The organism is Paenibacillus sp. PL2-23 (assembly GCF_040834005.1).
Lineage (GTDB): Bacteria > Bacillota > Bacilli > Paenibacillales > Paenibacillaceae > Pristimantibacillus.
This window is the reverse complement of record NZ_CP162129.1, coordinates 3,855,241-3,880,948: the sequence shown is the minus strand read 5'-3', so window position 1 is coordinate 3,880,948 and position 25,708 is coordinate 3,855,241. Positions and strand designations below refer to the sequence as shown.

At 54.8% G+C, this 25,708-nt stretch carries 23 protein-coding genes; 18 read left to right on the top strand and 5 right to left on the bottom strand.

Translation table 11 applies throughout. The features are described 5' to 3' along the window. Nucleotides 1–5: 5 nt before the first annotated feature. Nucleotides 6–182 (top strand): hypothetical protein, encoded by a 177-nt coding sequence (locus tag AB1S56_RS17005; RefSeq protein ID WP_340868095.1) that lies wholly within the window; start codon nucleotides 6–8, stop codon nucleotides 180–182. A gap of 245 nt (nucleotides 183–427) precedes the next feature. Then, nucleotides 428–664, top strand: a complete 237-nt coding sequence (locus tag AB1S56_RS17000; protein ID WP_340868094.1) for a DUF1871 family protein — start codon at nucleotides 428–430, stop codon at nucleotides 662–664. Between the two features lie 817 nt (nucleotides 665–1,481). Here AB1S56_RS17000 and AB1S56_RS16995 read toward each other — a convergent pair. Next, nucleotides 1,482–1,847 (bottom strand): helix-turn-helix transcriptional regulator, encoded by a 366-nt coding sequence (locus AB1S56_RS16995; protein WP_340868093.1) that lies wholly within the window; start codon nucleotides 1,845–1,847, stop codon nucleotides 1,482–1,484. 180 nt (nucleotides 1,848–2,027) lie between these two features. On the opposite strand from AB1S56_RS16995, the gene AB1S56_RS16990 reads away from it, so the two are divergent. Together AB1S56_RS16990 and AB1S56_RS16985 are read left to right on the top strand one after the other, a co-directional pair. Continuing rightward, on the top strand, nucleotides 2,028–2,495 hold the full coding sequence (locus AB1S56_RS16990) for a hypothetical protein (protein ID WP_340868091.1): 468 nt from the start codon (nucleotides 2,028–2,030) through the stop codon (nucleotides 2,493–2,495). Nucleotides 2,496–2,606: 111 nt separating this feature from the next. Continuing rightward, nucleotides 2,607–3,962 carry a DRTGG domain-containing protein gene (locus tag AB1S56_RS16985; RefSeq protein ID WP_340868089.1) on the top strand — a complete coding sequence of 452 codons (1,356 nt, stop codon included), beginning with the start codon at nucleotides 2,607–2,609 and terminating at the stop codon, nucleotides 3,960–3,962. Between the two features lie 30 nt (nucleotides 3,963–3,992). Here the strand turns inward: AB1S56_RS16985 and AB1S56_RS16980 are convergent, their stop codons facing one another. The 3 genes from AB1S56_RS16980 to AB1S56_RS16970 form a co-directional block, all read right to left on the bottom strand. Then, nucleotides 3,993–4,301, bottom strand: a complete 309-nt coding sequence (locus AB1S56_RS16980; protein ID WP_340868087.1) for a YtpI family protein — start codon at nucleotides 4,299–4,301, stop codon at nucleotides 3,993–3,995. A gap of 115 nt (nucleotides 4,302–4,416) precedes the next feature. Then, nucleotides 4,417–4,926, bottom strand: coding sequence for a hypothetical protein (locus tag AB1S56_RS16975; protein WP_340868085.1), 510 nt, complete (start codon nucleotides 4,924–4,926; stop codon nucleotides 4,417–4,419). Nucleotides 4,927–4,929: 3 nt separating this feature from the next. Further along, on the bottom strand, nucleotides 4,930–5,256 hold the full coding sequence (locus AB1S56_RS16970; RefSeq protein WP_340868509.1) for a YtrH family sporulation protein: 327 nt from the start codon (nucleotides 5,254–5,256) through the stop codon (nucleotides 4,930–4,932). Between the two features lie 130 nt (nucleotides 5,257–5,386). On the opposite strand from AB1S56_RS16970, the gene AB1S56_RS16965 reads away from it, so the two are divergent. From AB1S56_RS16965 to ppk1, 9 genes are all read left to right on the top strand, one after another. Further along, a complete protein-coding gene (locus AB1S56_RS16965; RefSeq protein WP_340868083.1) occupies nucleotides 5,387–8,986 on the top strand; it encodes a DNA polymerase III subunit alpha in 3,600 nt (1,199 codons plus the stop codon). A 90-nt stretch (nucleotides 8,987–9,076) separates the two neighbouring features. Continuing rightward, nucleotides 9,077–9,574: a phosphatidylglycerophosphatase A gene (locus AB1S56_RS16960; protein WP_340868080.1), complete on the top strand. Its 498-nt coding sequence runs from the start codon at nucleotides 9,077–9,079 to the stop codon at nucleotides 9,572–9,574. A 156-nt stretch (nucleotides 9,575–9,730) separates the two neighbouring features. Next, nucleotides 9,731–9,919, top strand: a complete 189-nt coding sequence (locus AB1S56_RS16955) for a glutamate decarboxylase (protein ID WP_340868079.1) — start codon at nucleotides 9,731–9,733, stop codon at nucleotides 9,917–9,919. Between the two features lie 42 nt (nucleotides 9,920–9,961). Continuing rightward, complete coding sequence (gene accD, locus AB1S56_RS16950) at nucleotides 9,962–10,831, top strand: acetyl-CoA carboxylase, carboxyltransferase subunit beta (protein WP_340868076.1); 870 nt, start codon at nucleotides 9,962–9,964, stop codon at nucleotides 10,829–10,831. After that, on the top strand, nucleotides 10,821–11,870 hold the full coding sequence (locus AB1S56_RS16945) for an acetyl-CoA carboxylase carboxyltransferase subunit alpha (RefSeq protein WP_340868075.1): 1,050 nt from the start codon (nucleotides 10,821–10,823) through the stop codon (nucleotides 11,868–11,870). Before accD ends, AB1S56_RS16945 begins: the two co-directional genes overlap by 11 nt. A gap of 134 nt (nucleotides 11,871–12,004) precedes the next feature. Then, nucleotides 12,005–13,759: a pyruvate kinase gene (pyk, locus tag AB1S56_RS16940; RefSeq protein WP_340868073.1), complete on the top strand. Its 1,755-nt coding sequence runs from the start codon at nucleotides 12,005–12,007 to the stop codon at nucleotides 13,757–13,759. Nucleotides 13,760–13,856: 97 nt separating this feature from the next. Further along, nucleotides 13,857–14,324, top strand: coding sequence for a thioesterase family protein (locus tag AB1S56_RS16935; protein ID WP_340868072.1), 468 nt, complete (start codon nucleotides 13,857–13,859; stop codon nucleotides 14,322–14,324). A 48-nt stretch (nucleotides 14,325–14,372) separates the two neighbouring features. Beyond that, on the top strand, nucleotides 14,373–14,765 hold the full coding sequence (locus AB1S56_RS16930; RefSeq protein WP_340868070.1) for an FxsA family protein: 393 nt from the start codon (nucleotides 14,373–14,375) through the stop codon (nucleotides 14,763–14,765). 96 nt (nucleotides 14,766–14,861) lie between these two features. Then, nucleotides 14,862–16,928, top strand: coding sequence for a polyphosphate kinase 1 (gene ppk1 / locus AB1S56_RS16925; RefSeq protein ID WP_340868069.1), 2,067 nt, complete (start codon nucleotides 14,862–14,864; stop codon nucleotides 16,926–16,928). A gap of 26 nt (nucleotides 16,929–16,954) precedes the next feature. Here ppk1 and AB1S56_RS16920 read toward each other — a convergent pair whose 3' ends face one another. Beyond that, nucleotides 16,955–18,469, bottom strand: coding sequence for a Ppx/GppA phosphatase family protein (locus AB1S56_RS16920; RefSeq protein ID WP_340868068.1), 1,515 nt, complete (start codon nucleotides 18,467–18,469; stop codon nucleotides 16,955–16,957). Between the two features lie 310 nt (nucleotides 18,470–18,779). On the opposite strand from AB1S56_RS16920, the gene citZ reads away from it, so the two are divergent. From citZ to AB1S56_RS16895, 5 genes are all read left to right on the top strand, one after another. Beyond that, the gene (gene citZ, locus AB1S56_RS16915; RefSeq protein WP_340868067.1) at nucleotides 18,780–19,892 is read left to right on the top strand and encodes a citrate synthase; all 1,113 of its coding nucleotides are present in this window, start codon (nucleotides 18,780–18,782) and stop codon (nucleotides 19,890–19,892) included. A gap of 265 nt (nucleotides 19,893–20,157) precedes the next feature. Beyond that, nucleotides 20,158–21,453: an NADP-dependent isocitrate dehydrogenase gene (gene icd, locus AB1S56_RS16910; RefSeq protein WP_340868066.1), complete on the top strand. Its 1,296-nt coding sequence runs from the start codon at nucleotides 20,158–20,160 to the stop codon at nucleotides 21,451–21,453. A 460-nt stretch (nucleotides 21,454–21,913) separates the two neighbouring features. Beyond that, entirely contained in the window at nucleotides 21,914–22,861 is a 948-nt protein-coding gene (gene mdh / locus AB1S56_RS16905; RefSeq protein WP_340868065.1) for a malate dehydrogenase, read from the top strand. A gap of 102 nt (nucleotides 22,862–22,963) precedes the next feature. Beyond that, a complete protein-coding gene (recQ, locus tag AB1S56_RS16900) occupies nucleotides 22,964–25,129 on the top strand; it encodes a DNA helicase RecQ (protein WP_340868064.1) in 2,166 nt (721 codons plus the stop codon). A gap of 166 nt (nucleotides 25,130–25,295) precedes the next feature. Next, nucleotides 25,296–25,685: a hypothetical protein gene (locus AB1S56_RS16895; protein ID WP_340868063.1), complete on the top strand. Its 390-nt coding sequence runs from the start codon at nucleotides 25,296–25,298 to the stop codon at nucleotides 25,683–25,685. The last annotated feature ends 23 nt before the right edge of the window (nucleotides 25,686–25,708 follow it).

Below are 25,708 nucleotides of genomic sequence, written 5' to 3'. Positions count from 1 at the left end.
CGTTAATGCAAAAAGGCCTGGAAATTCTTAATCTTCTTAAGAAATATGGTTATCTCCCTGAAAAAATGGGGCTTTATGAACCAATCAGAACTGACTTTAATGAAGTGAAATTTTTGGAATTTTGGACAAAAGAAGAAGAAGGCTGTTATCAAGAGGGGATTGGATATGTGGCAGCGTCATGATTGGAAAACATCCAGGAACTAAAATAGATTGGTCAAAGGTTTCTGTTCATGGTCTTGAAAGAATGGGAGAACGGGGAGTGACTAAAAAATGGCTGAAGGTAGCAAACACTTATTCTTCACTAAAAACGGAGCAGCTGTTGTTGCTTAAGATTGGACTCCTGTTACTGTTATTCCTAAGAAAAAGTATGATGATGCAAACAAGGCACTTTCTAAATCCTTATTTGGGTCTAAAGTGAGGAAATATTATGAATAGAAAAATCCTGGAAATAATAAATGATTGGAATCCAGTAGAGATTTATCCTTTATTAAATGATGAATATCAAGAAGAGTGTAAAAAAATTTCGAAGGAAATATCTGTTAGTGATTCAGTGGATTACATTGCAGAAGTGATTTATAAAATTTTTAAATATTCATTCGGTAAAGAGTTCACAAATTCTATTGAAGACTGCCGAGAAGTCGCAAAAAAAATCTTGCATGAATGATGTAACTATTTCTCCAAAGAGGCTGTCCCAAAAGTAGGTTATCAGACACAATTACACAATAGACAGCCAATGAAAATGTATCAAAGTGAAAAATAGCTGTGCTTGAGGGGCTATCCTGCACCGCTATTTTTGGTTTTTGGCCTGTAGCCGCCTTCTTAAGTAGATTGTGGGCGTGCGAAAGTCAACCGATCAGTAGACTTACCGTCGTCAGGTCTCGAAGCAGAATGCGCTGGAATCCTCGGTAGTTCTTTTTCCGTCACTTCTTGGATTCAACGAAACAGCAGTTTCGACCCGCCGCACATGTCCATGTATCCCCGGCCTCATCATATCTCAAAAGTAAGCGTCAAACAAGAAGATGTATTCCCACGCAGTCTAGATTTTGAGACAATTCCGTTAGAGAAGTCGTTGGAGTTTTACTTGAACGAAATATCGTTCAAAGTGACGCAGTAGCGTACCCCGAGCGCTGAACTTGAACGAAATATCGTTCAAAGTGACGCAGTAGCGTGCCCCAAGTGCCGAACTTGAACGAAATATCGTTCAAAGTGGCACTTCGGCTGACTCCCCTTTTATCTACCTCGTAAAAAAGTATATTACTTCTCAAGTATCCAGTATCCAGTATCCTGCCCCTGTAGTGGCAAGCTCCGATTGCTCCAGCGTATAAAGTCTGGCAATTACCGCATGCAGCTTGCAGGACTCCGTACGTCTGGCAGGCATCTCTAGCAAGTTTTAATTGCCACATTAGATTTTCGTTAAGGCGATATATCCTGACTATATAAGCGTGGTTGCTCATCACCGAGAGGCTTCAATAGTGGATTTCTTATTGCAATTCCTTAAATTGCACAAATTGCTTGACCAATTTGTAGACGGCTTCCTGCTCCCTGACGTTCAAGCCTTGCAGCTGGATAGCGATTTTCTCCGCGTACCGCGTTGCCTCCCCGTCGTCCTTGGCCTTGTCGTCCACAGGCGAAAGGTCGCGCAGGTTCACGAGCTCCTCAAGAGGGGTGTTCAGAGCGGCGGCGACCTTGCCCAGCACGTCGATGGTCGGATTTTTATCTCCTCGCTCGATCTGCCCCATATAAGAAGCGTTAATATCCGACCGGAGCGCCAGCTGCTCCTGGCTCAGCCCCTTGGCTTTGCGCAGAATGCGGATATTTTCGCCTACTCTTTGTACGATGTCGCTCATTTTTTCACCTCAGCCTAAAGATAGAGTGTTCCCGCTATAGCAACAACGTTATATAGAAACGTTATAAAATAGTGACTATAGTCATTGACGAAAAAGGGTGTTCATGATTATAATTACATAAATATGCAATTGTGATAGACTAGTGGAATGGGTAAAGTGGGAGGAGGTGAGTGAGGGGAAATGGTAGAAGAATTCGAGTTTTATCGCAATGTTAGATCCTATTATTGCCATGTTAAGGTTACGGTATCCTTCACTTACCGCTTCTCGCATCGGCATGTGAAGAGAGCGATAGCCAGCGGCTCGTTCAACTGCACGGTCAATGTACGGTCGCAGACGGTAGAATACTTCTTGCAGCTGGAGACAGAACCAATCGAGCGGCCATTCAGCGAAAGCGGATTTTTGTTGTTCTCGAGTGTTTACGAAGCGATTCCCCGGCAACAAATTGTTATTGTGGAATATCCGATTCACAAGGTCAAATACCGAGTGCCGATCGACTACGACTGGCAGCAGTTTATTGTACGCGGAGCTGAGACAGGCATCAACCCTGGCACACTTACGCAGCTGCTCAGGAAGCAGAAGCTCATAGGGAGAAGCGGTGAGGCCGTGGATGCCGAGCTGAAGATAGAGTCGGTCGAATATCATTGGTAGTCAGTGCAATGGGGGAAATGATTTCCGGAAAGTACGGCCTTGCTCTATAATGATTTCCGGAAAGTACGGCCTTGCTCTATACTGTACATATAGAGAAGGAGGAGGAGCAGGTTGGCGTCCAATCACAGCCAGGATAATGAGAGTGGCACGAAGCATGAGCAGATTCTGCAGCATATCCAAAGCCTCAAGATCGGGACCAAAATTTCGGTGCGAGCGATTGCGAAGTCGCTTGGCGTAAGTGAAGGAACCGTCTACAAGGCATTCAAGGAGGCGGAGGCCTCCGGTCTGGTCAGCACGAAGGAGCGGATCGGGACCGTGCGGATCGACCGCAAGCGAAGGGGTGCGATTGATCAGCTGACGTTCGGCGAGGTGGCCCAGATCGTGGACGGACGGCTGTTCGGCGGTGTCGAGGGCCTGGACAAATCCTTGCATAAATTTGTTATTGGAGCGATGGAGCTCGACGCCATGCTGCGCTATATCGATGAGGGCAGCCTGCTTATTGTAGGCAACCGGGTATCCGCGCATCGCTGCGCGCTGGAGCAAGGCGCGGGTGTGCTCATTACCGGCGGCTTCGAGCCCAGTCTTGAGGTTATTCAGCTGGCGGATGAGCTGTCGCTGCCTATTCTATCGTCCAGGCATGATACGTTTACGGTTGCATCCATGATTAACAGGGCGATGTACGACCGGCTGATCAAGCGCAAAATCATGCTGATCGAGGATATCGTCACGTTTAGCCGTCCAGCGGATGTGCTGAGGAGCGGCGCAACGGTGGCTGATTTCGCAAGACTATCCGTTGAAACGGGCTATTCCCGATTCCCGGTTGTAGATGAGCGGGGTCGGGTCGTCGGAATGATGACAGCGAAGGATGCCGTAGGTTTAACGCCTGAGATGGCCGTCGAGAAGGTGATGACGAGGCAGCCCATTACGGCCGCACCAAACATAACGGTTACCTCCGCCGCACACACAATGGCGGCAGAAGGGATTGACCTGCTGCCCATCGTCGACCGCCATCGCAAGCTGCTTGGCGTTGTCACCCGCCAGGAGGTGCTGGACGCCATGCGCTTCGCCGGCAAGCAGCCGGAATCCGGCGAGACGTTCGAGGATCTCATGTGGACGGGCTTCATGCAGTCGGAGGAGAAGGCGCCCGACGACGCGGGTATCAGCTACAAGGGTTCTATTACGCCGCAGATGTCGGGAGCGCTGGGCATGGCGTCGGAGGGACTGCTGTCGACGCTTATGGCACAGGCGGCCAGAAGGCTCATTCGTGAAACGGGCAAAAGGGACTTCCTGCTGGAGAGTATGACGTCTTATTACGTGAGGCCGGTGCAGATCGACAGCGAAATTACCATTAAGCCAAGGCCGCTGGAGCTCAGCCGGAAGTTCTCGAAGCTGGAGATTGAGGTGCTGGATCGTCAGGGGCTTGCAGCGAAAGCGATGCTGACAGCCCAAATGATCGATCCTTATTAGAGGCGTCGCGTCTAGCGGCGGGGCGTCCTGCTAGCCCTCCGACGTTTGCTTCATGGAGCGGTAGACGCTCAGATTGCGGAGTCCGGCGAACAGATTGAATACGCCGATCGCGATGAAGATGCCTCCGATTACGATGCGCAGCGTAGAGTCCTCGGACAGGAACAGCTGGACGAGCGCAATGAAGATGAGCAGGAAGCCCATGCTAATGTTCAACCTGGCCGTATGCATGCCTTTGGCACGCATGCCAGCCGCTCGCCGCGACCGGAAGCTGAAGAAAACGGAGAGTGCCAGCGTAATCAAGATCGCCGGGTACAGCACGTATTGCAGCAATTGATCCATCTTGTTAATACAGCTCCTTCGAGTGCGATAAGGGCCGTTCCCGTCCGGGATACGGTCCTGTTGCTTGTCTATGTGGGAATCGCCCTCTATTGTAACAGATATTTGTGTTTCCGTGCTACGAAGTGGGGCGCTTGGCGACCTGCTCCGCAGACATCCAAATTTGAAGCTTGTATTCCGCCAGCAGCACCGTTCTTAATTGCACGGCATAATCTTTGCCGTACACGTCCGTATACACCTTCGTGCCAAGCAGCTTCCTGGCAAGCTTGGCATCGGAGTCGATCTCGTAGATGCTTCTCCCGATAAAAGCGCCCAGATCCGCCTTCAGCCGCTTGATCAGCTCGTCCTCGGTCGCCTTGTCCAGCAGCGCGCGCTTCTCGTCGTCGCTCCCGAAGCGAAGCTGGATGGACTTGATAACGGTATGCTCGTTCCTGTAGGTGTTCAGCTTGTCCAGATCCTGCTCGTATTCCTCCAGCTTGGCCTCCAGATCCTGCTGAGTCTCATAGAGCGCCTGAAACTGCGCAACGAACAAGGTATGAAGGGCAATTGCGCCAACGATCATCCCCAGCAGAAAAACGCCGAAGGCTTGCATGCCGCGGGCATAACGCTCGAATGGAGGCACTCTCATGGGCTACAGCGCCCCCTTGGTCACTAGCCGGACAAGCTCGGTTCCCATGTGGGCGCCGAGAAATGCGAACAGGATGAAGCAGATCTGCTGCGCGACCGGCGACAGCTGCCCCACCATCAGATTGCTTTCGATGACCTTGACGGGATCAATGGAGCCGCCGATGGCGGCCACGATCGCCCATATCTTCAGCCGCAGCGCCGTATCCAGCATAGCTGTAGCCGGCGGCATGAGCATAAACACGGAGCCGATGCCCGCCAGCATGGAGCCCCCGATCACGACCCCGAACGCGATAAAAAAATCCATACCCGCCTTGGACAAAAAATAAGTCATCCCGCTTGTCTCCACCTTCGTTCCCCCCAGCGCTTTGTACCATTCTATGGGCGTGTCCCTCCCGATTATGATAAAATAGCGTTAACTTTACATTTGACCGTAACGATAGCGAGGGAAGGGAGTGTAGGACATGAACGCTGCAGCCAGACCAGCAATTCCATTCGTTCACTTGCATGCCCATAGTGAATACAGTCTTCTGGACGGAGCGGCTCGCATTAAGGATTTGGCAGCGAGAGCCGCAGAGCTGGGCATGAACGCGTTGGCGCTGACGGATCACGGCGTCATGTATGGCGCGATTCCGTTCTATCGAGCTTGCCAGGCGCAGGGCATCAAGCCGATTATCGGCTGCGAGCTCTATTTGACAGCGGGCTCCCGGTTCGAGAAGGGCTCCCGCAAGGACAATCCAACCTATCACCTGATCCTGCTGGCCAAAAGCCTGACAGGCTACCGCAATCTCATGAAGCTGGTCTCCATCGGCCATCTGGAGGGGCATCACTACAAGCCGCGAATCGATATGGAATCGCTCGCCGCCCACGCCGAAGGCTTGATCTGCCTAAGCTCCTGCCTGAAGGGCGAGGTGTCGCAGCATCTTCTGTATGATCGTCCCGATCAAGCCCTCGCAGCCGCGCTGCGCTATCGGGCCATATTCGGCGACGATTTCTATCTGGAGCTGCAGGACCATGGCATGCTGGAGCAGAAGAAGGTGTCCGCTGCCATGATTGAGCTGGCTGGCAGCACCGGCATCAAGCTTGCCGCAACCAATGATGTACATTATTTGCGTCCGGAGGACGCGGCGGTGCAGGATGTGCTCATCTGTATCGGAACGGGGAAAACGGTTGAGGACGGGGATCGGCTGCGGATGAGCACGGATCAGCTGTATCTGAAAAGCGGGGAAGAGATGGCCGCTTTGTTCCGCCATGCCCCGGAGGCGATCGCCAATACGGTCGAAATTGCGGACAAATGCGAGCTGGAGCTGACGCTGGGACGCGCCGCGCTGCCGGTATTCCGGCCCGTGCCGCAAGGCGCAAGCTCCGCTCAATATCTAGCTGAGCTGTGCCGGGACGGCCTGCAGAAGAGATATGCGGCGCTCCCGGAATGGCGGGAGGACGCCGGCTTCCGTACGCGCGCGGAGGAGCGTCTCGCTTATGAGCTGTCCGTCATCGAAAGCATGGGGTTCAGCGATTATTTCCTGATTGTATGGGATTTCATTTCATTCGCCCACGATCGGGGCATTCGGACAGGTCCTGGCAGGGGCTCCTCGGCAGGCAGCCTCGTCGCTTATACGCTGAGGATTACAGATGTCGATCCGCTGAAGTACAAGCTCCTCTTCGAGCGCTTCCTTAATCCGGAGCGCGTGTCGATGCCCGATATCGATATCGATTTCAACGACGAGCGACGGGACGAGGTGATCGCGTATGTATCGGCCAAGTACGGCGAAGAGCATGTCGCACAGATTATCACCTTCGGGACGATGGCGGCGAAGGCTGCCGTCAGAGATGTAGGCAGAGCGCTGAATGTGCCCTTCCAGGAGGTGGACCGCGCCGCCAAGCTCATTCCGAACCAGCTCGGCATTACGCTGGAGGAGGCGCTGCGGGTAAGCGGCGAGCTGCGCGAGGCATGCGAGCGCCAGCCGAAGACCGACGCCATGCTGAAGATGGCCTTGAAGGTGGAGGGTATGCCGCGCCATGCCTCCACTCATGCGGCGGGCGTCGTCATCTCGCAAGAGCCGCTTACGCATTATGTGCCGCTGCAGGGAGGGAGCGAAGCCATACCGCTGACGCAATACGCCATGGAAAGCTTGGAGGCGGTCGGTCTGCTGAAGATGGACTTCCTTGGCTTGCGTACACTCTCTATACTGGAGCGGTCCATCGCTTGGGTGAAGGAGCTGACGGGCGAGGCCATCGATTTCCGCGGCGTCAGCGATTCCGATTCCGAGACGTACGCAATGCTGGGAAGAGGCGAGACAACCGGCATATTCCAGCTGGAGTCGGCGGGCGTCAGGCGTGTGCTCCGCGAGATGAAGCCTTCGACCTTCGAGGACATCGTATCTGTTCTGGCGTTGTACCGCCCCGGGCCGATGGAATTTATTCCAAAATATATCGGGGGCAAGCACGGCGTGCTTGCCGTGGAATATCCTCATCCATCGCTGGAGCCGATTCTGAAGGATACCTATGGGATCATTGTCTACCAGGAGCAGATTATGCAGATCGCCTCCTTGATGGCGGGGTTCTCTCTTGGCGAGGCCGATCTTCTGCGCAGGGCGGTATCCAAGAAGAAGCGCGAGGTGCTGGACGAGGAGCGCGCGCACTTCGTCAGGGGGAGCCTCTCTCAGGGCTACAGCGAAGCGGAGGCGAACCGCGTCTACGATATGATCGTTCGATTCGCCGATTACGGCTTCCCGCGCGCGCATGCCGCGGCATACGGCGTGCTGGCGTTCCAGACGGCTTGGCTGAAGGCGCATTATCCCGTTCCGTTTATGGCCTCCATGCTGGCTTCCGTAACGGGCAATATGCGCAAGACGGCGGAATACGCCGATGAATGCCGCAGAATGGGCATCGAGGTGCTGCCGCCGGACATTAACGGCAGCAGCGTGTCGTTCACCCCCGTGGAGGGTGCCGTTCGCTTCGGGCTCGCCTCCGTGAAGAACGTCGGCACACAGGCGATTGACGCTATATTGCGGGAGCGGGAGCAAGGACCCTACGAGAGCCTGCTCGACTTGTGCAAGCGCGTCGATCTCCGCGTTGTGAACAAGCGGGTGCTGGAATCGCTGATCCAGGCGGGAGCGTTCGACTCCTTGCCGGGCCATCGCGCGCAGCTGCTCGCCGTCCTGGAGGAGACGGTTGAGGCCGCGGTGAAATGGCGCAAGGAGAAGGAGGAGCTGCAGATCGAGATGTTCGGCTTCGAGGAGGTTCAGAACTGGGATGTCGAGCTGCCGGACATTCGCCCGTTCACTACGACTCAGAAGCTGGAGTTCGAGCGGGAGCTGCTCGGCATGTATTTGTCCGGCCATCCCCTCGACGCGGCGGCAGACCAGCTGGATCAGCTGGGACTTGACCGGCTGGTTGACCTGGGCGACGCGGAGGAAGGGGCGGCTGCCGTTGCCGGCGTGATGATAGCGGGGCTGAAGCCTTTTACGAACAAGAAGGGCAACGCGATGGCCTTCCTTGAGGTGGAGGATCGCGTCATGCGCGTCGAAGCCGTTGTCTTCCCGAATGTCTGGAAGAGGGTGCAGGCAAGGCTCCAGAAGGATGCTCTTGTTGTCATCCAGGCCACCGTTCAGCATGGCGACGAGGATTACAAGCTGCTCGTGGAGGATGCTGTTCCGGTTGAGGGGACGGATGAAGCCTTGGCCGCCCAGGTCAAGCGCCTGCGGCAAAGCGCACGAAGCCGAACAGCCTACAGCAGGCCGCCGCAGGGCGGGGCGGATCGAGCAGCGCCCCCGAGGCAGGCTTCCCGGCCCCCTGAACGGGCTCCTGCCGCTTCGCGTGACGGCGTGCCGCCCAGAGGCCGCATGTTCGTCAAGATCAGGGCCGACAAGGAGCAGCCGGAGGTGCTCAGCCGGCTCAAGAGTCTGCTGCTGTCGCAGCCGGGGCCGCTTGATACGGTGCTGTTCTATGAACGGGAGAACAAGCTGATTGCGCTGAGCGACAGTCATCGTGTGAATGGATCAGAGGCGCTGCGGCAGGGCATCGAGGGGCTGCTGGGAGCGGGGACAGCTGTTGTGAAATAGCGGTGTGATCGCGGGTATTACAGTATTCCATGCACATATTGGCTTGTACGAGCATATGCATAGAGATACAAGCAGCCCACGAGAGGAAGGATGCCCGTGAACGGAATAGAGAAATGGCTGGAGAAGCGAGGCGTAACCATAGAGGATGTCGCAGAAATCGTCTACAGCCTGCAGCGGCCTTACAATGCGGATCTTGAGATGGAGGCGTGCAGGGACAGCGTACGGGCTGTGCTGGAGAAGCGGGAAGTGCAATACGTGCTGTATACGGGAATCGCGTTAGACGAGCTGGCGGAGAGGAAGCTGCTGCCGGAGCCGCTGCAGGCGATTATGGAGAGTGATGAATCCTTGTACGGCGTGGACGAGACGCTTGCGCTGGGCATAACGAACGTCTACGGCATGATCGGGCTTACCAGCTTCGGCTATCTGGACAAGATGAAGCCCGGCATTATTCGACAGCTGAATGTGAAGGGCGAAAAAATTCATGTTTTTCTTGACGATCTGGTGGCGGGGCTGGCGGCCGCCGCTTCTGCCCGGATCGCGCATGGAGACCCCAAGGCGATCCAATATCATTTGCCCGAATTGCCTTAGCTGTGTTATCATATTGCATCATATGGCCTTTTGGCGGGAGTACCCGTTAGGCAAGGGACCGGGCTGCGAGGATTCGCTGCATCGGTTCATACATAGCGGCTTATGTTGCGCGGCGCGAGTTCACTTTGCTTAAGCGGTTTTTCAGGAGGTACCAGGATGTGGACGGTCATCTATATCGCACCAACAGCAAAAATGGCAGAGAACATCAAGAAACGGCTTACTGAAGAAGGCTTTTTCGTTAAGATCCGGCCCGTCAATCTGTCCAAACAGCAATATGAAATTCTGGTTCCGTCAGGCGAGTTGGAAGAAGTGCAGGAAGTATTCAACTCCATCATCCGTCCGTGACGGCCGTCTATTCACTATTGCGCCTTGAGAGGTGTCACATACGTGCAAATTAAGGACTTATTTTCGAAGAAAAAATATGCAACCATCCCTTCGGAGCGCCCTAAGCGAGATATTCCCGAAGGCTTGATGAATAAGTGCTCCAAGTGCGGCACCATTCAGTACTCCAAAGAGCTGGAGAAAAACCTGAAGGTATGCTCGTCATGCGGGCATCATTACCGGCTGAGCGCATGGGAACGGATCGGGATGACGCTTGATGACGGGCATTTGCATGAGTACGACGCTACGATGGAGTCCGTCGACCCGTTGAACTTCCCAGGCTACGCCAGCAAGCTGGAGGGGCAGAAGGCGAAGTCCAATCTTCGCGATTCCGTCGTGACCGGCGAAGGCAGAATTGGAGGCTTCCCTGTTGTTGTCGCGGTCATGAGCTTCGACTTCTTCACGGGCAGCATGGGCTCTGTCGCGGGAGAGAAGATTACGAGAGCGATTGAGGCGGCTCATGAGAAGAAGCTTCCGCTGATTATCTTCTCCACCTCCAGCGGCGCCCGTATGCAGGAGAGCATTCTCAGCCTGATGCAGATGGCCAAGACCAGCGCGGCGCTTGCAAAGTTCCAGGGTGCCGGCGGCTTGTACATATCCGTATTCACGGATCCTACTACAGGCGGCGTATCCGCCAGCTTCGCGAGTCTTGGCGACTACAATTTGGCCGAGCCTGGCGCACTGATCGGGTTCGCCGGCCGAATTGTTATCGAGCAGACGATTCGCCAGAAGCTTCCGGATAACTTCCAGACGGCGGAGTTCAACCTTCAGCATGGCCAGCTTGACAAAGTTGTGCACCGCAAGGATATGAAGGCTACACTCACGAAGCTGCTGGACATGCATGCCGTGAAGGAGGATGAGCTCCATGGGGAATGAATTGCCTTTCGAGAAGCCCATTATTGAGCTTCGGCAGAAAATCAAGGAATTGAAAAGCCTGAGCGTCGGCAAGGGCATCGACTTCTCCGAGGAGATCCTCCGGCTGGAGGAGCGCTGCAGGCAGCTGGAGGAGGAGCTCTACAACGAGCTCACTGCCGCCCAGAAGATGCATCTTGCCCGTCACCATCAGCGTCCAACGTCGCTGGATTTCATAGGCACGATCTTCACGGACTTTATGGAGCTTCACGGCGATCGGCTGTTCGCCGACGATCTGGCTATTGTAGGCGGACTTGCCAAGCTGAATGGCGTGCCGGTGACGGTTATCGGCCATCAGCGCGGGAAGGACACGCGCGACAATATCGCGCGCTTCTTCGGAAGCCCTCACCCTGAGGGGTTCCGCAAGGCGCTGCGGCTTATGCAGCAGGCCAACAAGTTTGGCCGGCCGATCATTACCTTTATCGACACGAAGGGCGCCTATCCCGGCAATACAGCCGAGGAGCGCGGACAATCCGAAGCGATTGCGCGAAACCTGAGGGAGATGGCCGCATTCGGCGTGCCGATCATTTGTGTGGTTATCGGTGAAGGGGGCAGCGGCGGAGCGCTTGCGCTTGGCGTTGGCAACCGCGTGCTTATGCTGGAGAATGCGATCTATTCGGCTATCTCTCCGAATGGCGCGGCCTCCATCCTGTGGAAGGACGCTTCCCGCGCCGATCAGGCTGCGGAGGCGATGAAGATTACAGCGAAGGATCTGCTGGAATTCGGCATTATCGAGGAGATCATCGAGGAGCCGCAAGGCGGCGCGCATCGGGATCTGGAATTCCAAGCGGAGAAGATCAAGGACGGCTTGTGGAAGCATCTTCAGGAACTGAAGGGGCTAAGTCCCCAGCAGCTCATTGAAGACCGCTATAGCAAGTTCCGCAAGGTCGGCTATTTCCAGATGGCCGAAGCCGAAGCGGCAGAGAACGGAGAGGGCAGTGCGCTCCCGGCTGAAGCGGAGAGCCAAGGCCAAGAGGCTGCGCCAACGCTGCATTCCTTGTAGGACTGTCACAAGACGTGTTTCACCAGGCGACAAGACCTGCCTTTGCGTCCTTGCTTGCAAGACAACAGGCTGCAGGTTTTCTCAAATAAGTATGAATGAAGACATTTCAGGCAATAAACGGAGGAATATTGATCATGCGCAAAACAAAGATCGTCTGTACAATCGGCCCTTCCAGCGAATCACTGGAGAACACAAAGAAGTTGATCCAGGCCGGAATGAACGTAGCACGTCTGAACTTCTCCCACGGAGATTTCGAGGAGCACGGCAACCGGATTAAGAATATCGGGCTGGCTAACGCCGAGCTCGGCACGTCCGTAGCGATTCTGCTCGATACCAAGGGACCAGAGATTCGTCTTGGCAAGCTGAAGGAAGAGCCGATCGAGCTGGTGCAAGGCGACGCGATTACGCTCACCACAGAAGAAATCCTGGGCGACCGCACGCGCATTCCAGTCACGTACAGCAATCTGCCTAACGATCTGACTGTTGGCTCCACCGTCCTGATCGACGACGGCTTGATTGGATTGACAGTTGAAGCGATCGAAGGAACGGAAATTCACTGCCGCATCGTCAACAGCGGTCCAATCAAAAGCAAGAAGGGCGTCAATGTGCCCGGAGTCAAAATTTCTTTGCCTGGCATTACGGAGAAGGATGCCAACGACATCGTGTTCGGCATTCAGCAAGGCGTCGACTTTATCGCGGCATCGTTCGTTCGCAAGGCGAGCGACGTTCTCGAAATTCGCGAGCTGCTGGAGAAGCATAACGCCAGCCATATCCAGATTATCTCCAAGATCGAGAATCAGGAGGGCGTAGACAATCTGGATGAGATCCTGGAGGTGTCCGACGGCCTCATGGTTGCCCGCGGCGACCTGGGCGTGGAAATTCCAGCGGAAGAGGTTCCGCTTGTTCAGAAGATGATGATCAAGAAATGTAATCGTGCAGGCAAGCCGGTTATTACGGCTACGCAAATGCTTGATTCCATGCAGCGCAACCCTCGTCCGACTCGCGCGGAAGCGAGCGACGTGGCGAATGCGATCTTCGACGGCACTGACGCGATCATGCTTTCCGGTGAGACGGCTGCCGGCAAATACCCGGTGGAATCCGTGCAGACGATGTCCCGCATCGCTCAGCGTGCCGAAAGCGCCCTGGAATATCGTGAAATTTTCACAAAGCAGGCCAACGCCCAGCAGACCTCCGTTACGGAAGCGGTCAGCCAATCGGTTGCGAACTCCGCTCTGGATCTGAATGCGAAGGCGATCGTGACGTCCACTCAAAGCGGCTTCACTGCGCGTATGGTGTCTAAGTACCGTCCGAAGGCTCCAATTATTGCCGTAACCACGGATCCAAAGGTTATGAAGCGCCTGGCGCTGGGCTGGGGCGTATTCCCGGTACAAGGCACTGACGCGGATACGACAGACGAGATGTTCGAGATTGCCGTCAAAGGCGCGATGAGCACAGGCCTGCTTACGCTTGGCGATACAATCGTTATCACGGCTGGCGTTCCGGTGGGACGAGCAGGCACAACTAACCTGATCAAGATTCACCATATTGGCGAGCTGCTCGCTAAGGGCCAAGGCATTGGCAGCCAGACGGTAACAGGCAAGCTGGTTGTTGCCCTTAATCCGGAGGAAGCCATCGCTAAGCTGGAGCAAGGCGACATTCTGGTCGCTGTATCGACGGACAGGGAATATATGCCTGCATTCGAGAAGGCGGGAGCGGTCATTACGGAGCAAGGCGGCATTACGAGCCATGCGGCTGTATGCGGCCTGAACCTTAGCATTCCGGTAATCCTTGGCGTATCCGGTGCGACGGACAAGCTGAAGGATGGCATGGAAGTTACGATTTATGCGGAGACAGGCTTCATCTACTCCGGACAATCGAAAGTTTTTTAATATATAAGCAGATGGCTTAACAATGGAAAGCGATGGTGATTGTCACCGTCGCTTTTTATTCCATTTCACCGAATAGAGAAGGAGGCGGAGGCGTAGCATGACGGTGAACGGAGCTTGGCGGCTGCATCCGCTTCGGGTCAGATATCAGGAAACGGATCAGATGGGTGTCGTCTTTCATGGCAATTATGTAACGTGGTTCGAAATTGGACGTACAGAATGGATAAGGGCAGCGGGCTATGACTATAAAACGATCGAAAGCAAGGGCTTGCTGCTTCCCGTGGTGGATCTGGCTTGCAAGTATATCGCGCCCGCCAGGTATGACGATCTGGTTGTGGTATGCACAAGAATAGAGTCCTGTTCGCCGCTCCGAATCGCGTTCCAGTCACAGGTCAGAAGAGTGACGGAGCTTCCAGCGGAGACAGAGGTGGCCTTCGGCGAGGACCTGCCGGGAGAGCCCTTGGTGGAAGGCGGTACTCGGCATGTGTGGGTGAATACAGACTGGCAGCCGGCCAGGCTGAACAAGGTCATGCCGGAGCTGTATGCCGTGCTATGCGGAGAGGGATGACGGGCGCTTTGGAATTCCAGACATGTGGAACGAGGAGGGAGGAATAGGATGTATAAGTGGTTACTGGCAGCGTTTCTGATTGTGCCTGTCGTTGAGCTGTGGAGCATTCTCCAGATCGGAGATTGGCTTGGAGGCTGGAATACGTTTTTTATTATTGTGGCGATGGGCGCGCTTGGCGCATATTTCGCCCGGGCCGAAGGCCGGAAAGTTTGGCGGGAGGCGCAGCTTCAGCTTCAATCGGGCCAAATGCCTGGAAGAGCGATCATTGACGGCGTTATCGTATTTGCGGGGGGCCTGCTGCTGCTGACCCCGGGTTTTTTCAGCGATATATTGGGCCTGCTGCTGCTGCTGCCCATCACACGCCCTTTTTTTCGACATATGGTGTTACAGTGGCTTGAGAAACGGATAAGAAATGGCAGCTTCACCATTCGCCGATTTTAGACAAATTTACTCAGTGTTTACATTTCGTTAATATGGCAATAATAGTAAGCTGTCATAATAAGGACGACCCGTTACCCTGTAGGAGGAGCACCCCCAATGACCAAGTACTTGTCCCCTTATGTGAATCGAGATTTAAGCTGGATTGAATTCAATCGCAGAGTGCTTGAGGAAGCGCAGGATGCTCGGAATCCGCTGCTTGAACGGGCAAAGTTTTTGTCCATCGTATCAAGCAACATGGATGAATTTATGAGCGTTCGCGTAGCGGGCATTCAGGATCAGATGCGGGCAGGCCTGACCAAAACGGATTTTACCGGCTATACGCCTGCGGGATTATGGAAACGTTTGATCAAAAGAGCGACTGGCATGGTGTTCGAGCAGTACCGCTCCTACCGTGATGTAGTGAGATGCCTCGCCAAGGAAGGCATCTGCATTCGTACCGTTGAAGAGCTGAACCTCACTCAGAAGAAGGCGATTTCGGATTATTTTCACGAAATTGTGTTTCCGGTGCTGACGCCAATGGCGGTGGACCAGAGCCGTCCATTCCCGCTCGTCCATACGAAGGAGCTGTACCTTGCGGTGCTGCTGAAGCGCGATGAGGCTATTGAGGAAGAGGAGCCGCTGTTCGCCATTGTGCAGGTCCCTTCGATTTTATCCCGGTTCGTGCCCGTGCAGGGACGAATAAACAGCAAGAAGCAGGAGTTTGTGCTGCTGGAAGATGTGATTGAGCAATTTATTGATACATTATTTAATGGCTATACACCGTTCGCGGTTAATCCCTTCCGATTGACCCGCAACGCAGACTTGACGCTGAATGAAGAAGGCGCGGAGGATTTGCTGGAGGAGATCGAGAAAGAGCTTCGCAGACGGAGATGGGGCATTCCGGTCCGGCTGGAGGTAGCCAAGGGGATGCATCCCTTTGCGCTGGAGACGCTTCGCGAGGAGCTCGAAATTGAGGACAACTTGTTCGAGATCGACGGGCCTCTGGATCTCAGCTTTCTGATGCGGTTTGTCGGGAGTCTGCCAGGCTACGACAATTTGCGCTATGAGAAGATGGAGCCGGTATATCCGAGAGAATTCGACGACAGTGACGACATGTTCGAGGTTATTAGGCAAAGAGACGTTCTGATGTATCATCCTTATGAGTCCTTTGATGCGGTGAATGACTTTGTGCTGCAGGCCGCCTACGATCCCGATGTGCTCGCTATCAAAATGACGCTGTACCGGGTAAGCGGTCAATCCGCGCTTGTTCAGGCGCTTGCGAAGGCGGCGGAGGCCGGCAAGCAGGTGACGGTTGTTGTAGAGCTGAAGGCTCGATTCGACGAGGAGCGTAACATCGCCTGGGCGAGACAGCTGGAGAAGGCGGGCTGTCATGTCGTCTATGGTCTGGTTGGTCTGAAGACGCACGCGAAGATATTGCTTGTTGTCAGAAGAGAGCAAGGCACTCTGCGCCGGTACGTTCATGTGGGCACAGGCAATTACAACGACAACACGGCAACGTTGTATACGGATATCGGCTTGTTCACGTCGCATCCCGTTATCGGCGGCGACGCCTCGGCATTATTTAACGAGGTGACGGGCTATTCATCTCCCTATGAATGGAAAGCGTTCGGCGTGGCGCCGACCGACCTTCGGGAGAAGCTGTTCCGATTGATCGATCGCGAACGAGAGAATGCGCTTGCCGGCAGGACGGCCCATATCATCGCGAAGATGAATTCATTGTCCAATCAGGACATGATCGACAAGCTGTATGAGGCTTCCCAGTCGGGCGTCAAGATTGATCTGATCGTCAGAGGCGTCTGCTGCCTGAGACCGGGCGTGCCGGGACGCAGCGAGAATATTAAGGTCTACAGCATAGTCGACCGATATCTGGAGCATGCGAGAGTGATGTACTTCTATAACGGAGGAGACGAAGAGGTATATCTGTCCAGCGCGGACTGGATGACGCGCAATCTGATGAAGCGGATTGAGCTGATGTGTCCGGTCTTCGATCCGGGGCTGCGCATGATCCTGATCAATATGCTTCGTCTGAATCTGGAGGATGACGTGAAGGCTCGCGAGCTGAAGCCCAGCGGCTTGTATGAGCGGGTTGCGAGCCGCAGTGAAACGCCCTTCCGCAGCCAGTTCGAGGCGAAGAAGATCCAGCTGTGGAAAGGCCATGCCTAACGATATGTGTGCCCCGTTGGAAGCAGCTATAGCAGCACAGGCTCAAGCTCCCACTGCTTCTTGAAATCGGGCGCAATTTCTTCGAGCTCCCTGCGCTCTACCGCCAGGGAGCCTCTTGTTTGAAGCGGACGAATCAGCATCTGCGTTTCGGTGGTGCGGACGGTCAGCTGGCCAATGGCCTGCGTCTCGCTCCGGTCCAGAGACGCCGCCAGCTGCAGAAGCAGTCCAAGCTTGCAGATCAGCTCGATATCGTTGTCGCTGACAAGAGTGCGGAATTCGGCAAGCTGATTTTTCACCTTGCTTTTGCTCTTGAAGGACGCGATGCACGCCGTCAATATGATCTCCTTATGCGTCAGCCCGTTCAAATGGGAGTGGAGGATCAGATAGAAGGTATGCCGGGCATAATCGTAATATTCGATCGAGGCCCCAATACGGTGCAGCTGCGAGGCGCAGTCCAGGAGCGTTCTCGCGCGTTCATCGAACCGATGAACGGGCTGCAGATCGTCGAATATTTCCAGAGCGAGCCGGTTCACCTGCATGACGTGCTGGCGGGGCGCTTCCGTATGCAAGGCGCCAATGTTTTTGAGGCTGAAGGCAAGCGGATCGTCCAGCTTCGGCCGGTTCGGAAACCGCGTAGCATGGAACAGCCCATCCCTCAGGCCTGCGCCGCATACGAGATAATGGCTCGCTCGTACGGTGCGGTATATGGCGCGGAGAACGGCGATGCCGGGGACGATGACGTCCGCTCGGTCCTTGGACAAGCCCGGCGTCTTGCGTCTGCGGTCCAGCGGCTGCCTGCGAAGCGTCTGGAACAGCTCGTCGACGCTGGCCTCCGTGATTTCATAATTATGGGCCTGAGCGAACGGATACTGGTGCACGCCTTGATGCACCTTGCCCAGCGCCCGGACCGTTCCGCCCACTCCCACTAGCGGCAGGCCTGGCGCTTCCCGGATCCAGGCATGGGAGCGAACGGCTTCCGCCACGATGTTCTCAATTGCTCGCAGAGCGTCGTCCGACAGCTGCTCTCGGGAATCAAATTTCTTGTTCAGGCTGACGCAGCCGAACGGGAACGAAACGGAATGTATGAGCTCGCGATCGCGGAAGAGGGACAGCTCCGTGCTGCCGCCGCCGATATCGATCAGGAAGCCTTCCGTGACGTTCAGCGAGTTAATCATGCCGAGGAAGCCGAAGGAGGCTTCTTCTGTGCCGGATAGCAGCTCGATGACAAGCCCGGTGTCTCCCTTGATCCGCTGCAGGATGTCATCGCGGTTCGTCGCATTGCGGATGGCCGCCGTCGCGACCGCGCGGATCTGCACAATACCGTGGTGAGAGCAGATGCGCATGAAATGCCGCAATGTGTCTATGAGCTCCGCCAAGGCGCCCTCAGCAAGCGCGCCGCTGTCGTCAATTTGACCGCTTAGCCTGGCGGAGCGCTTGCTGGCATCGACTACGCGATGGGCTCCGTTCTCGGTTCTTTCGTACACGACGAGCCTGACGGAGTTAGAGCCTATGTCAATAATGCCTATGCGTTGTCCAGTCATGTGTTACCTCCGTGCGGCGATCCGTGGATGCCGGTAGTCTTCCCGTCATTTTACCATAATCATGGCTCTGAATCGAAGTATAATCGCTCAATATGCGTGGAATAATTAGCTGTCGGGCTAGCCGATTTCTCAGGGGGGAATAAGGCTTGCCGTACATAAGCGATTCAAATAATCAATGATGCCGATAAAGCATTTTTATGTCCGAATTTGTTGGCTTCATTGGGAAAATCATTTATGATTAAAGACAGTGCTACAAAAACGTTTCCATTAGCAATCCATGAACTATTTCGAGTATAAAGGAGAGAGAACGATGACAGCAACTAAAGGTCTGGAAGGAATTGTTGCGGCTACGTCTTCCATCAGCTCTATCATCGACGGTGTCTTGACATACCGCGGCATTAACATTGACGATCTTGCAGAGCACGCTTCCTTCGAAGAAGTTGCATATCTGCTGTGGTACGGCAAGCTACCTAATCGTTCCGAGCTGGACGGGCTTCAGAAGCAGCTGGATCAGTACGCTGAGGTTCCGCAGCAAGTGCTTGACGGCATCAAGCTGTATCCAAAAGGCACAAATTCCATGGCGGCTCTCCGTACGGCAGTATCCAGCCTGGCTTTGTACGACGAGTCGGCTAACGAGATGACTGCTGAAGCGAATCAGCTGAAAGCGATTAAGCTGCAAGCGCAGCTGCCAACGGTTATCGCTGCTTTCGCGCGTATCCGTGAAGGCAAAGAGCCGGTAGCTCCGAAGAAAGGCGTATCCATCGCCTACAATTTCTTGTATATGCTGACGGGCAAAGAGCCTGCCGATGTCGCGGTGAAAGCGCTGGACCAAGCGCTGGTGCTGCACGCGGACCACGAGCTGAACGCTTCCACGTTCGCTGCTCGCGTAACGGTAGCGACGCTGTCCGATATTTATTCCGGCGTAACCTCTGCAATCGGTGCCCTCAAGGGCCCGCTGCATGGCGGCGCCAACGAAGCCGTTATGGTGATGCTTGAGGAGATTGGCTCCTCCGCCAATGTCGAGAGCTATATCAGCAACGCGCTGGCGAACAAAGTGAAAATTATGGGCTTCGGCCACCGCGTCTACAAAAACGGCGACCCTCGCGCGAAGCATCTTCAGAAGATGTCCCGCGAGCTGGGCAAGCTGACAGGCAACATGGAGCTGTACGAGATGTCGGTGAAAATCGAGGAGCTTGTAACGGGCCAGAAGGGCCTCAAGCCGAACGTCGATTTCTACTCCGCTTCGGTGTACACAGCTCTGGAAATTCCGCGTGACCTGTTCACGCCGATCTTCGCGATCAGCCGCGTATCCGGCTGGAGCGCTCATATCCTGGAGCAATACCAGGACAACCGCCTGATTCGCCCTCGTGCGGATTATGTAGGTCCGGCAAACGCCAAGTACATTCCAATCGAGCAACGCTAACAACAACTGCAAGGCATGACGGAGAGGGCAAGTGACGAGCTTGTTCTCCTTTCCCTGTCCGGCGATACATAGAATCGGTGTCGCGTGCAACGCTTACGAAGCAGTTTTTTTTTTGCAACTAGTCGTTGCAACTACAAAAAAGTAACGCTTACGAAGCAGTTTTTCTCATGCAGCTGAACGCTGCACTACAAAAAGTAACGCTTACGAAGCAGTTTTTCTCATGCAGCTAAACGCTGCACTACAAAAAACTTTAGGAGGATTTATCATGGCACAATTCGAAAAATACGCGCTTCCAACAGAAGGCGAGCAAATTACAATCGACAACGGGGTGCTGCAAGTACCTAACAACCCGATCATTCCTTTCATCGAGGGCGACGGAACAGGTCGCGACATCTGGCGCGCATCCGTACGCGTGCTTGATGCGGCTGTTGAGAAAGCTTACAACGGCACCAAAAAAATCGCTTGGTATGAAGTGTTCGCCGGCGAAAAGGCGTTCAACGCTTACGGCGAGTGGCTGCCTAACGATACGCTGACTGCTATCCGCGAATATATCGTTGCGATCAAAGGCCCACTGACTACGCCTATCGGCGGCGGCATCCGTTCCCTGAACGTTGCACTTCGCCAAGAGCTGGATCTGTACACTTGCCTGCGTCCTGTTCGTTACTTCGACGGCGTGCCTTCCCCGGTTAAACGCCCTGAGCTTGTGAACATGGTTATCTTCCGCGAGAACACGGAAGACATCTATGCCGGCATCGAATACGCGGAAGGCTCCGCGGAAGTGAAGAAGGTTATCGAGTTCCTGCAGAACGAGATGGGCGTTAAAAAGATTCGTTTCCCTGAAACGTCTGGTATCGGCATCAAGCCAGTATCCTCCGAGGGCTCGAAGCGTCTGGCTCGCGCTGCGATCGAATACGCGATCAAGCACGGCAGAAAATCGGTTACACTGGTACACAAAGGCAACATCATGAAATTTACAGAAGGCGCGTTCAAAAACTGGGGCTACGAAGTGGCTGAGCAGGAATTTGCGGAGCAAACGTTCACTTGGGGTCAATATGACCGCATCAAAGAAGCAGAAGGCGTGGACGCTGCGAACAAAGCTCAGGCTGAAGCTGAAGCTGCTGGCAAAATCATCGTGAAGGACGCAATTGCGGATATCGCGCTGCAGCAGGTTCTGACTCGTCCAACTGACTTTGACGTTATCGCTACGCTGAACCTGAACGGCGACTACCTGTCCGACGCTCTGGCTGCGCAAGTAGGCGGCATCGGCATTGCTCCAGGCGCTAACATTAACTACCTGACTGGCCACGCGATCTTCGAAGCCACTCACGGCACTGCGCCGAAGTATGCGGACAAAGACGTTGTAAATCCTGGCTCCGTGATCCTGTCCGGCGTAATGATGCTGGAGCACCTGGGCTGGCAAGAAGCGGCTGACCTGATCTACAAAGGTATGGAAGCATCGATCAACAACAAAACAGTAACGTACGACTTCGCCCGTCTGATGGAAGGCGCAACAGAAGTGAAGTGCTCGGCGTTCGCTGACGAAATCATTAAAAACATGTAGTACCCACATACAGTTAGAAATGCGAGTTCAAAAAGGTCAGTTTTCAGCACCGAGAAGATCGGATGAAGCTAGGAAGTGAGGAGCGGAGCGTAGTGGAAGCTACGTGAGCACCTCCAGTGTTTCCGGAGGAAACACACTTCGTAAGCATACGCTTTTTCCGGCTGAATTCGATATTCGATGTCGAGACGGCTTCCTGTGAAGCTTCGTGATCAAAAGTGGGCTTTTTGAACATCCTTTATTCGAACCCACCCAAATCCTCCCTTCCAAGGGAGGGCCCCAAGGGGCTGCGCCCCTCTGGACACCCGCCTGAAGAACGTCGGAGTAACAGAGGAGCGTGGCTTCTTAGATTTTAGGTGAAAAAACATGGGCATAAAGAACGGAGAAAACACGGACGTGTAGGCATGGCGGAAGGATTGGCTTCATCGCGATTGAATCAATGAATCGATGGGAGGCAATTGGGATGGCTATTACGCGTAAGAAGATTACGGTTGTTGGGGCGGGCTTTACCGGGGCGACTACGGCGCTGATGCTGGCTCAGAAGGAGCTTGGCGACATTGTGCTTGTCGATATTGCGCCGCTGGAGAATCCCACAAAAGGTAAAGCGCTTGATATGCTGGAGGCGACTCCAGTGATGGGCGTGGATGCCCGAATAACCGGCACATCGAGCTACGAGGACACCAGGGCTTCTGACGTTGTCATCATTACAGCCGGGGTTGCCAGAAAGCCGGGCATGAGCCGGGATGATCTGGTGAACACCAACGCGGGAATTGTTCGCTCCGTCTGCGAGAGCATCAAAGCAACCAGTCCGGACGCTTATGTCATCATTCTGAGCAATCCGGTAGACGCCATGACCTATGTCGCTTTCCAGGCGCTAGGCTTCCCGAAACATCGTGTCATCGGCCAATCCGGCGTATTGGATACGGCACGCTACTGCACCTTTATCGCGCAGGAGCTGAACGTATCGGTAGAGGATGTTCGAGGGTTTGTGCTGGGCGGCCATGGGGATGATATGGTGCCGCTCGTACGGTATTCCAATGTAGCGGGCATTCCGGTCGAGAAGCTGATTCCAGCTGACCGCATCGAAGCGATCGTGCAGCGCGCCAGAGTTGGCGGCGGCGAAATCGTCAACCTGTTGGGCAACGGCAGCGCTTATTACGCTCCGGCAGCTTCTCTGGTTCAGATGACCGAGGCGGTGCTGAAGGACAAGAAGAGAATACTGCCAGTCATCGCTTATTTGGAAGGCGAATACGGTTACGAGCATCTGTTTATGGGCGTCCCTGCCATTATCGGCGGAGACGGCATCGAGAAGGTAATCGAGCTGGAGCTGACAGCCGATGAGCAAGCGGCACTCGACAAGTCGGCACAGTCCGTGCGCAACGTTATCCAAGTCGTAACAGCTGGCAGCTAATGCCGGTCTGACGACTATATTTTATAGTAGATAGATAGACAGGAGGACCCTGACAGACATACTGCCAGGGTCCTTTCTCATACAAAGGAGGCAGCTCCCCATATGGAGAAAGCTAGACGGCTGCTGAAGGAGATATACGGATACGATTCCTTCCGCAAAGGCCAGGAGGCTATTATCGAGGGCATCGTGGAAGGACATGATACGCTTGCTATTCTGCCCACTGGCGGCGGCAAGTCGATATGCTATCAAATTCCGGCGCTGCTGCTGCCGGGCACGACGCTGGTCATATCCCCGCTCATCTCGCTTATGAAGGATCAGGTGGACAGCCTGAGGCGTGTAGGCGTGTCCGCCGCCTTCCTGAACAGCTCGCTTAGCGCGGGAGAATATCGCGAGGTGCTTCGCGGGGCGATGCAAGGCGAATACAAGCTGCTGTATATAGCGCCTGAGCGGCTTGACGCCCCCATGTTCCAGTCGTTGTCAGAGCAGCTGCATATTCCGCTAATTGCGATAGACGAGGCTCACTGCGTATCGCAATGGGGACATGATTTCCGGCCGAGCTACCGCCAGCTGGCAGGCTGGATCGGCAGAATGCCGAACCGGCCGCTGGTGGCGGCCTTTACAGCGACAGCGACGGAGGAGGTGGCCGACGACATTGAGGCCATGCTGAAGCTGAACGAGCCGCGCCGCTTTGTGACGGGGTTTGCCCGTCCCAATCTTTCGTTAGCCGTTGTGAGCGGAGTGGACAAAAAGAGGTTCCTGCAGCGATTCCTGAAGGAGAGAGAGCAGCAGTCCGGTATCGTGTACGCGGCGACTCGCAAGGAGGTCGAGCAGGTATGCGGGATGCTGCAGCAGATGGGCATCGAGGCGGGCAAATATCATGGCGGCTTATCGGACACGGAGCGGGCGGAGACCCAGGAGAAATTCCGCTTCGACCATATCCGGGTCATGGTCGCCACCAATGCCTTCGGCATGGGGATCGATAAACCGAATGTTCGATTCGTCCTGCATTGGCAGATGCCCGGGGATCTGGAGTCGTATTACCAGGAGGCGGGCAGGGCTGGCCGCGATGGAGAGGAGAGCGACTGCGTGCTGCTCTTCGAGCCGGCTGATATGCAGGTGCAGCGGTTTCTGATTGAGCAAGGGGCCGGTGATGCTGAGCGCAAGTCCATTGGCATGTCCAAGCTGCATATGATGATGAACTACAGCCGGACCCAGCGATGCCTGCAGCAATTCATCGTCGATTATTTTGGCGAATCCGATGTGGCGGCCTGCGGCAAATGCAGCAGCTGTCTGGACAAAAGCGAAGCCGTGGACCGTACGCAGGAAGCCAAGATGGCCCTGTCGTGCGTAGGTCGCATGAAGGGCAGATTCGGCGTGACAATGGTTGCTAAGGTGCTTAAGGGCTCCAGAGACAAGCGCCTGCTTGAATTTGGGCTGGACCGGCTCTCTACCTACGGTCTGATGCGGAATTTGCCGGAAAAGGAAATTGCCGACTGGCTGTATTGGCTCGTGGCGGAAGGGTACATGCGCCTGAGCGAAGGTCAATATCCAACCGTATCGCTGACAGCTAACGCGCTGCCTGTCCTTGAAGGGAAGACGGCCATATCCCAGCGAGTAAGAGCCGCCGTCAGACAGTCGGGAAGCGAGGCGGCGTCTCATGCTTCTCCGCTGTTCGAAGCGCTGAAGCTATGGCGGAGAGAGGCTGCGGCGGCGGAAGGCGTGCCGCCGTTTATGATTTTTTTCGATGCGACGTTAAGAGATATTGCGAATGCGAAGCCGGTTACGGTGGACGAGCTCCTGTCCGTGAAGGGAATCGGAACCGCGAAGGCGCAGAAATACGGAGAGACCATTGCCGCTATTGTGTCGGAGCATGCGTCCCAGGATGACAGAGGCACTGGGGGCGGCTACTCCGCTTCTGTCCCCAAGCCAGCACCACCTTCCTCCACGAAGCTGGGCGCAGAGCAGTCGGAGCTGCCCAGCCACTTGCAGTCGCTGGAGCTCTTTCAACAAGGCATGGAGCCGGCGGAGATTGCCAGTCACAGAGGAGTTGGCCAGGTGACGGTCGAAGGGCATATTATCCGGGCCGCAGGAGAAGGCAACGAGGTGGATTGGGACCGAATCATTCCAAGCGGTCAAGAGGCGCTCATCCTTGCGGCCATTGAGAAGGTGGGCGCGGAGAAGCTTCGGCCCATTAAGGACGAGCTGCCCTCCGAGGTGTCTTATTTTGCCATTCATGGCGTTATGGCCAAGCATGGCATGCAGGGCTGATTGCCTAAGCACGGGTGCGCGGAAGCTTGTTCCTTTTTTGTTCATTTGAAAATAGCTCGGTTTCTGATAAACTACTGAATATAGTAACCATATGGCATTTGTAAACGGGAGGAATTTAACGATGTTTGAAGCTATGCTATTGTTGCACGTGCTAGGAGCTGCGGGGATGGGATTCTATATTGTGCTGCCCATTATGCTCGCTGGAGCCAGCAAGGCTGACGGGACGGGACAGGCAGGGCTGGCCAAGGGCTTGCTGTCTGCGAACCGGATCGCGCAATACTTTCTTGTGGTGCAGCTGCTGACTGGCGGCTACTTGATGGCGCAAGGCGAATATGCGGTTGTATGGATGATTATCGTGACGCTGCTGTTCCTGGGTATTGCCGCGCTGGGCGGCATTATGACGAAGCCGCTCAAGCTGGTCGTCCAGTCGATTGAAGCGGGACAAAGCGCAACGGCGCACATTAACAAAGCGAAGATCATGAGCATGATCATTATGGTGCTGTTTGTGGTGGTTATTTATTTGATGGTAAATCCTATTTATAAGGTAGAAGTATAAGAGATCATATTAGGGGGACGAAG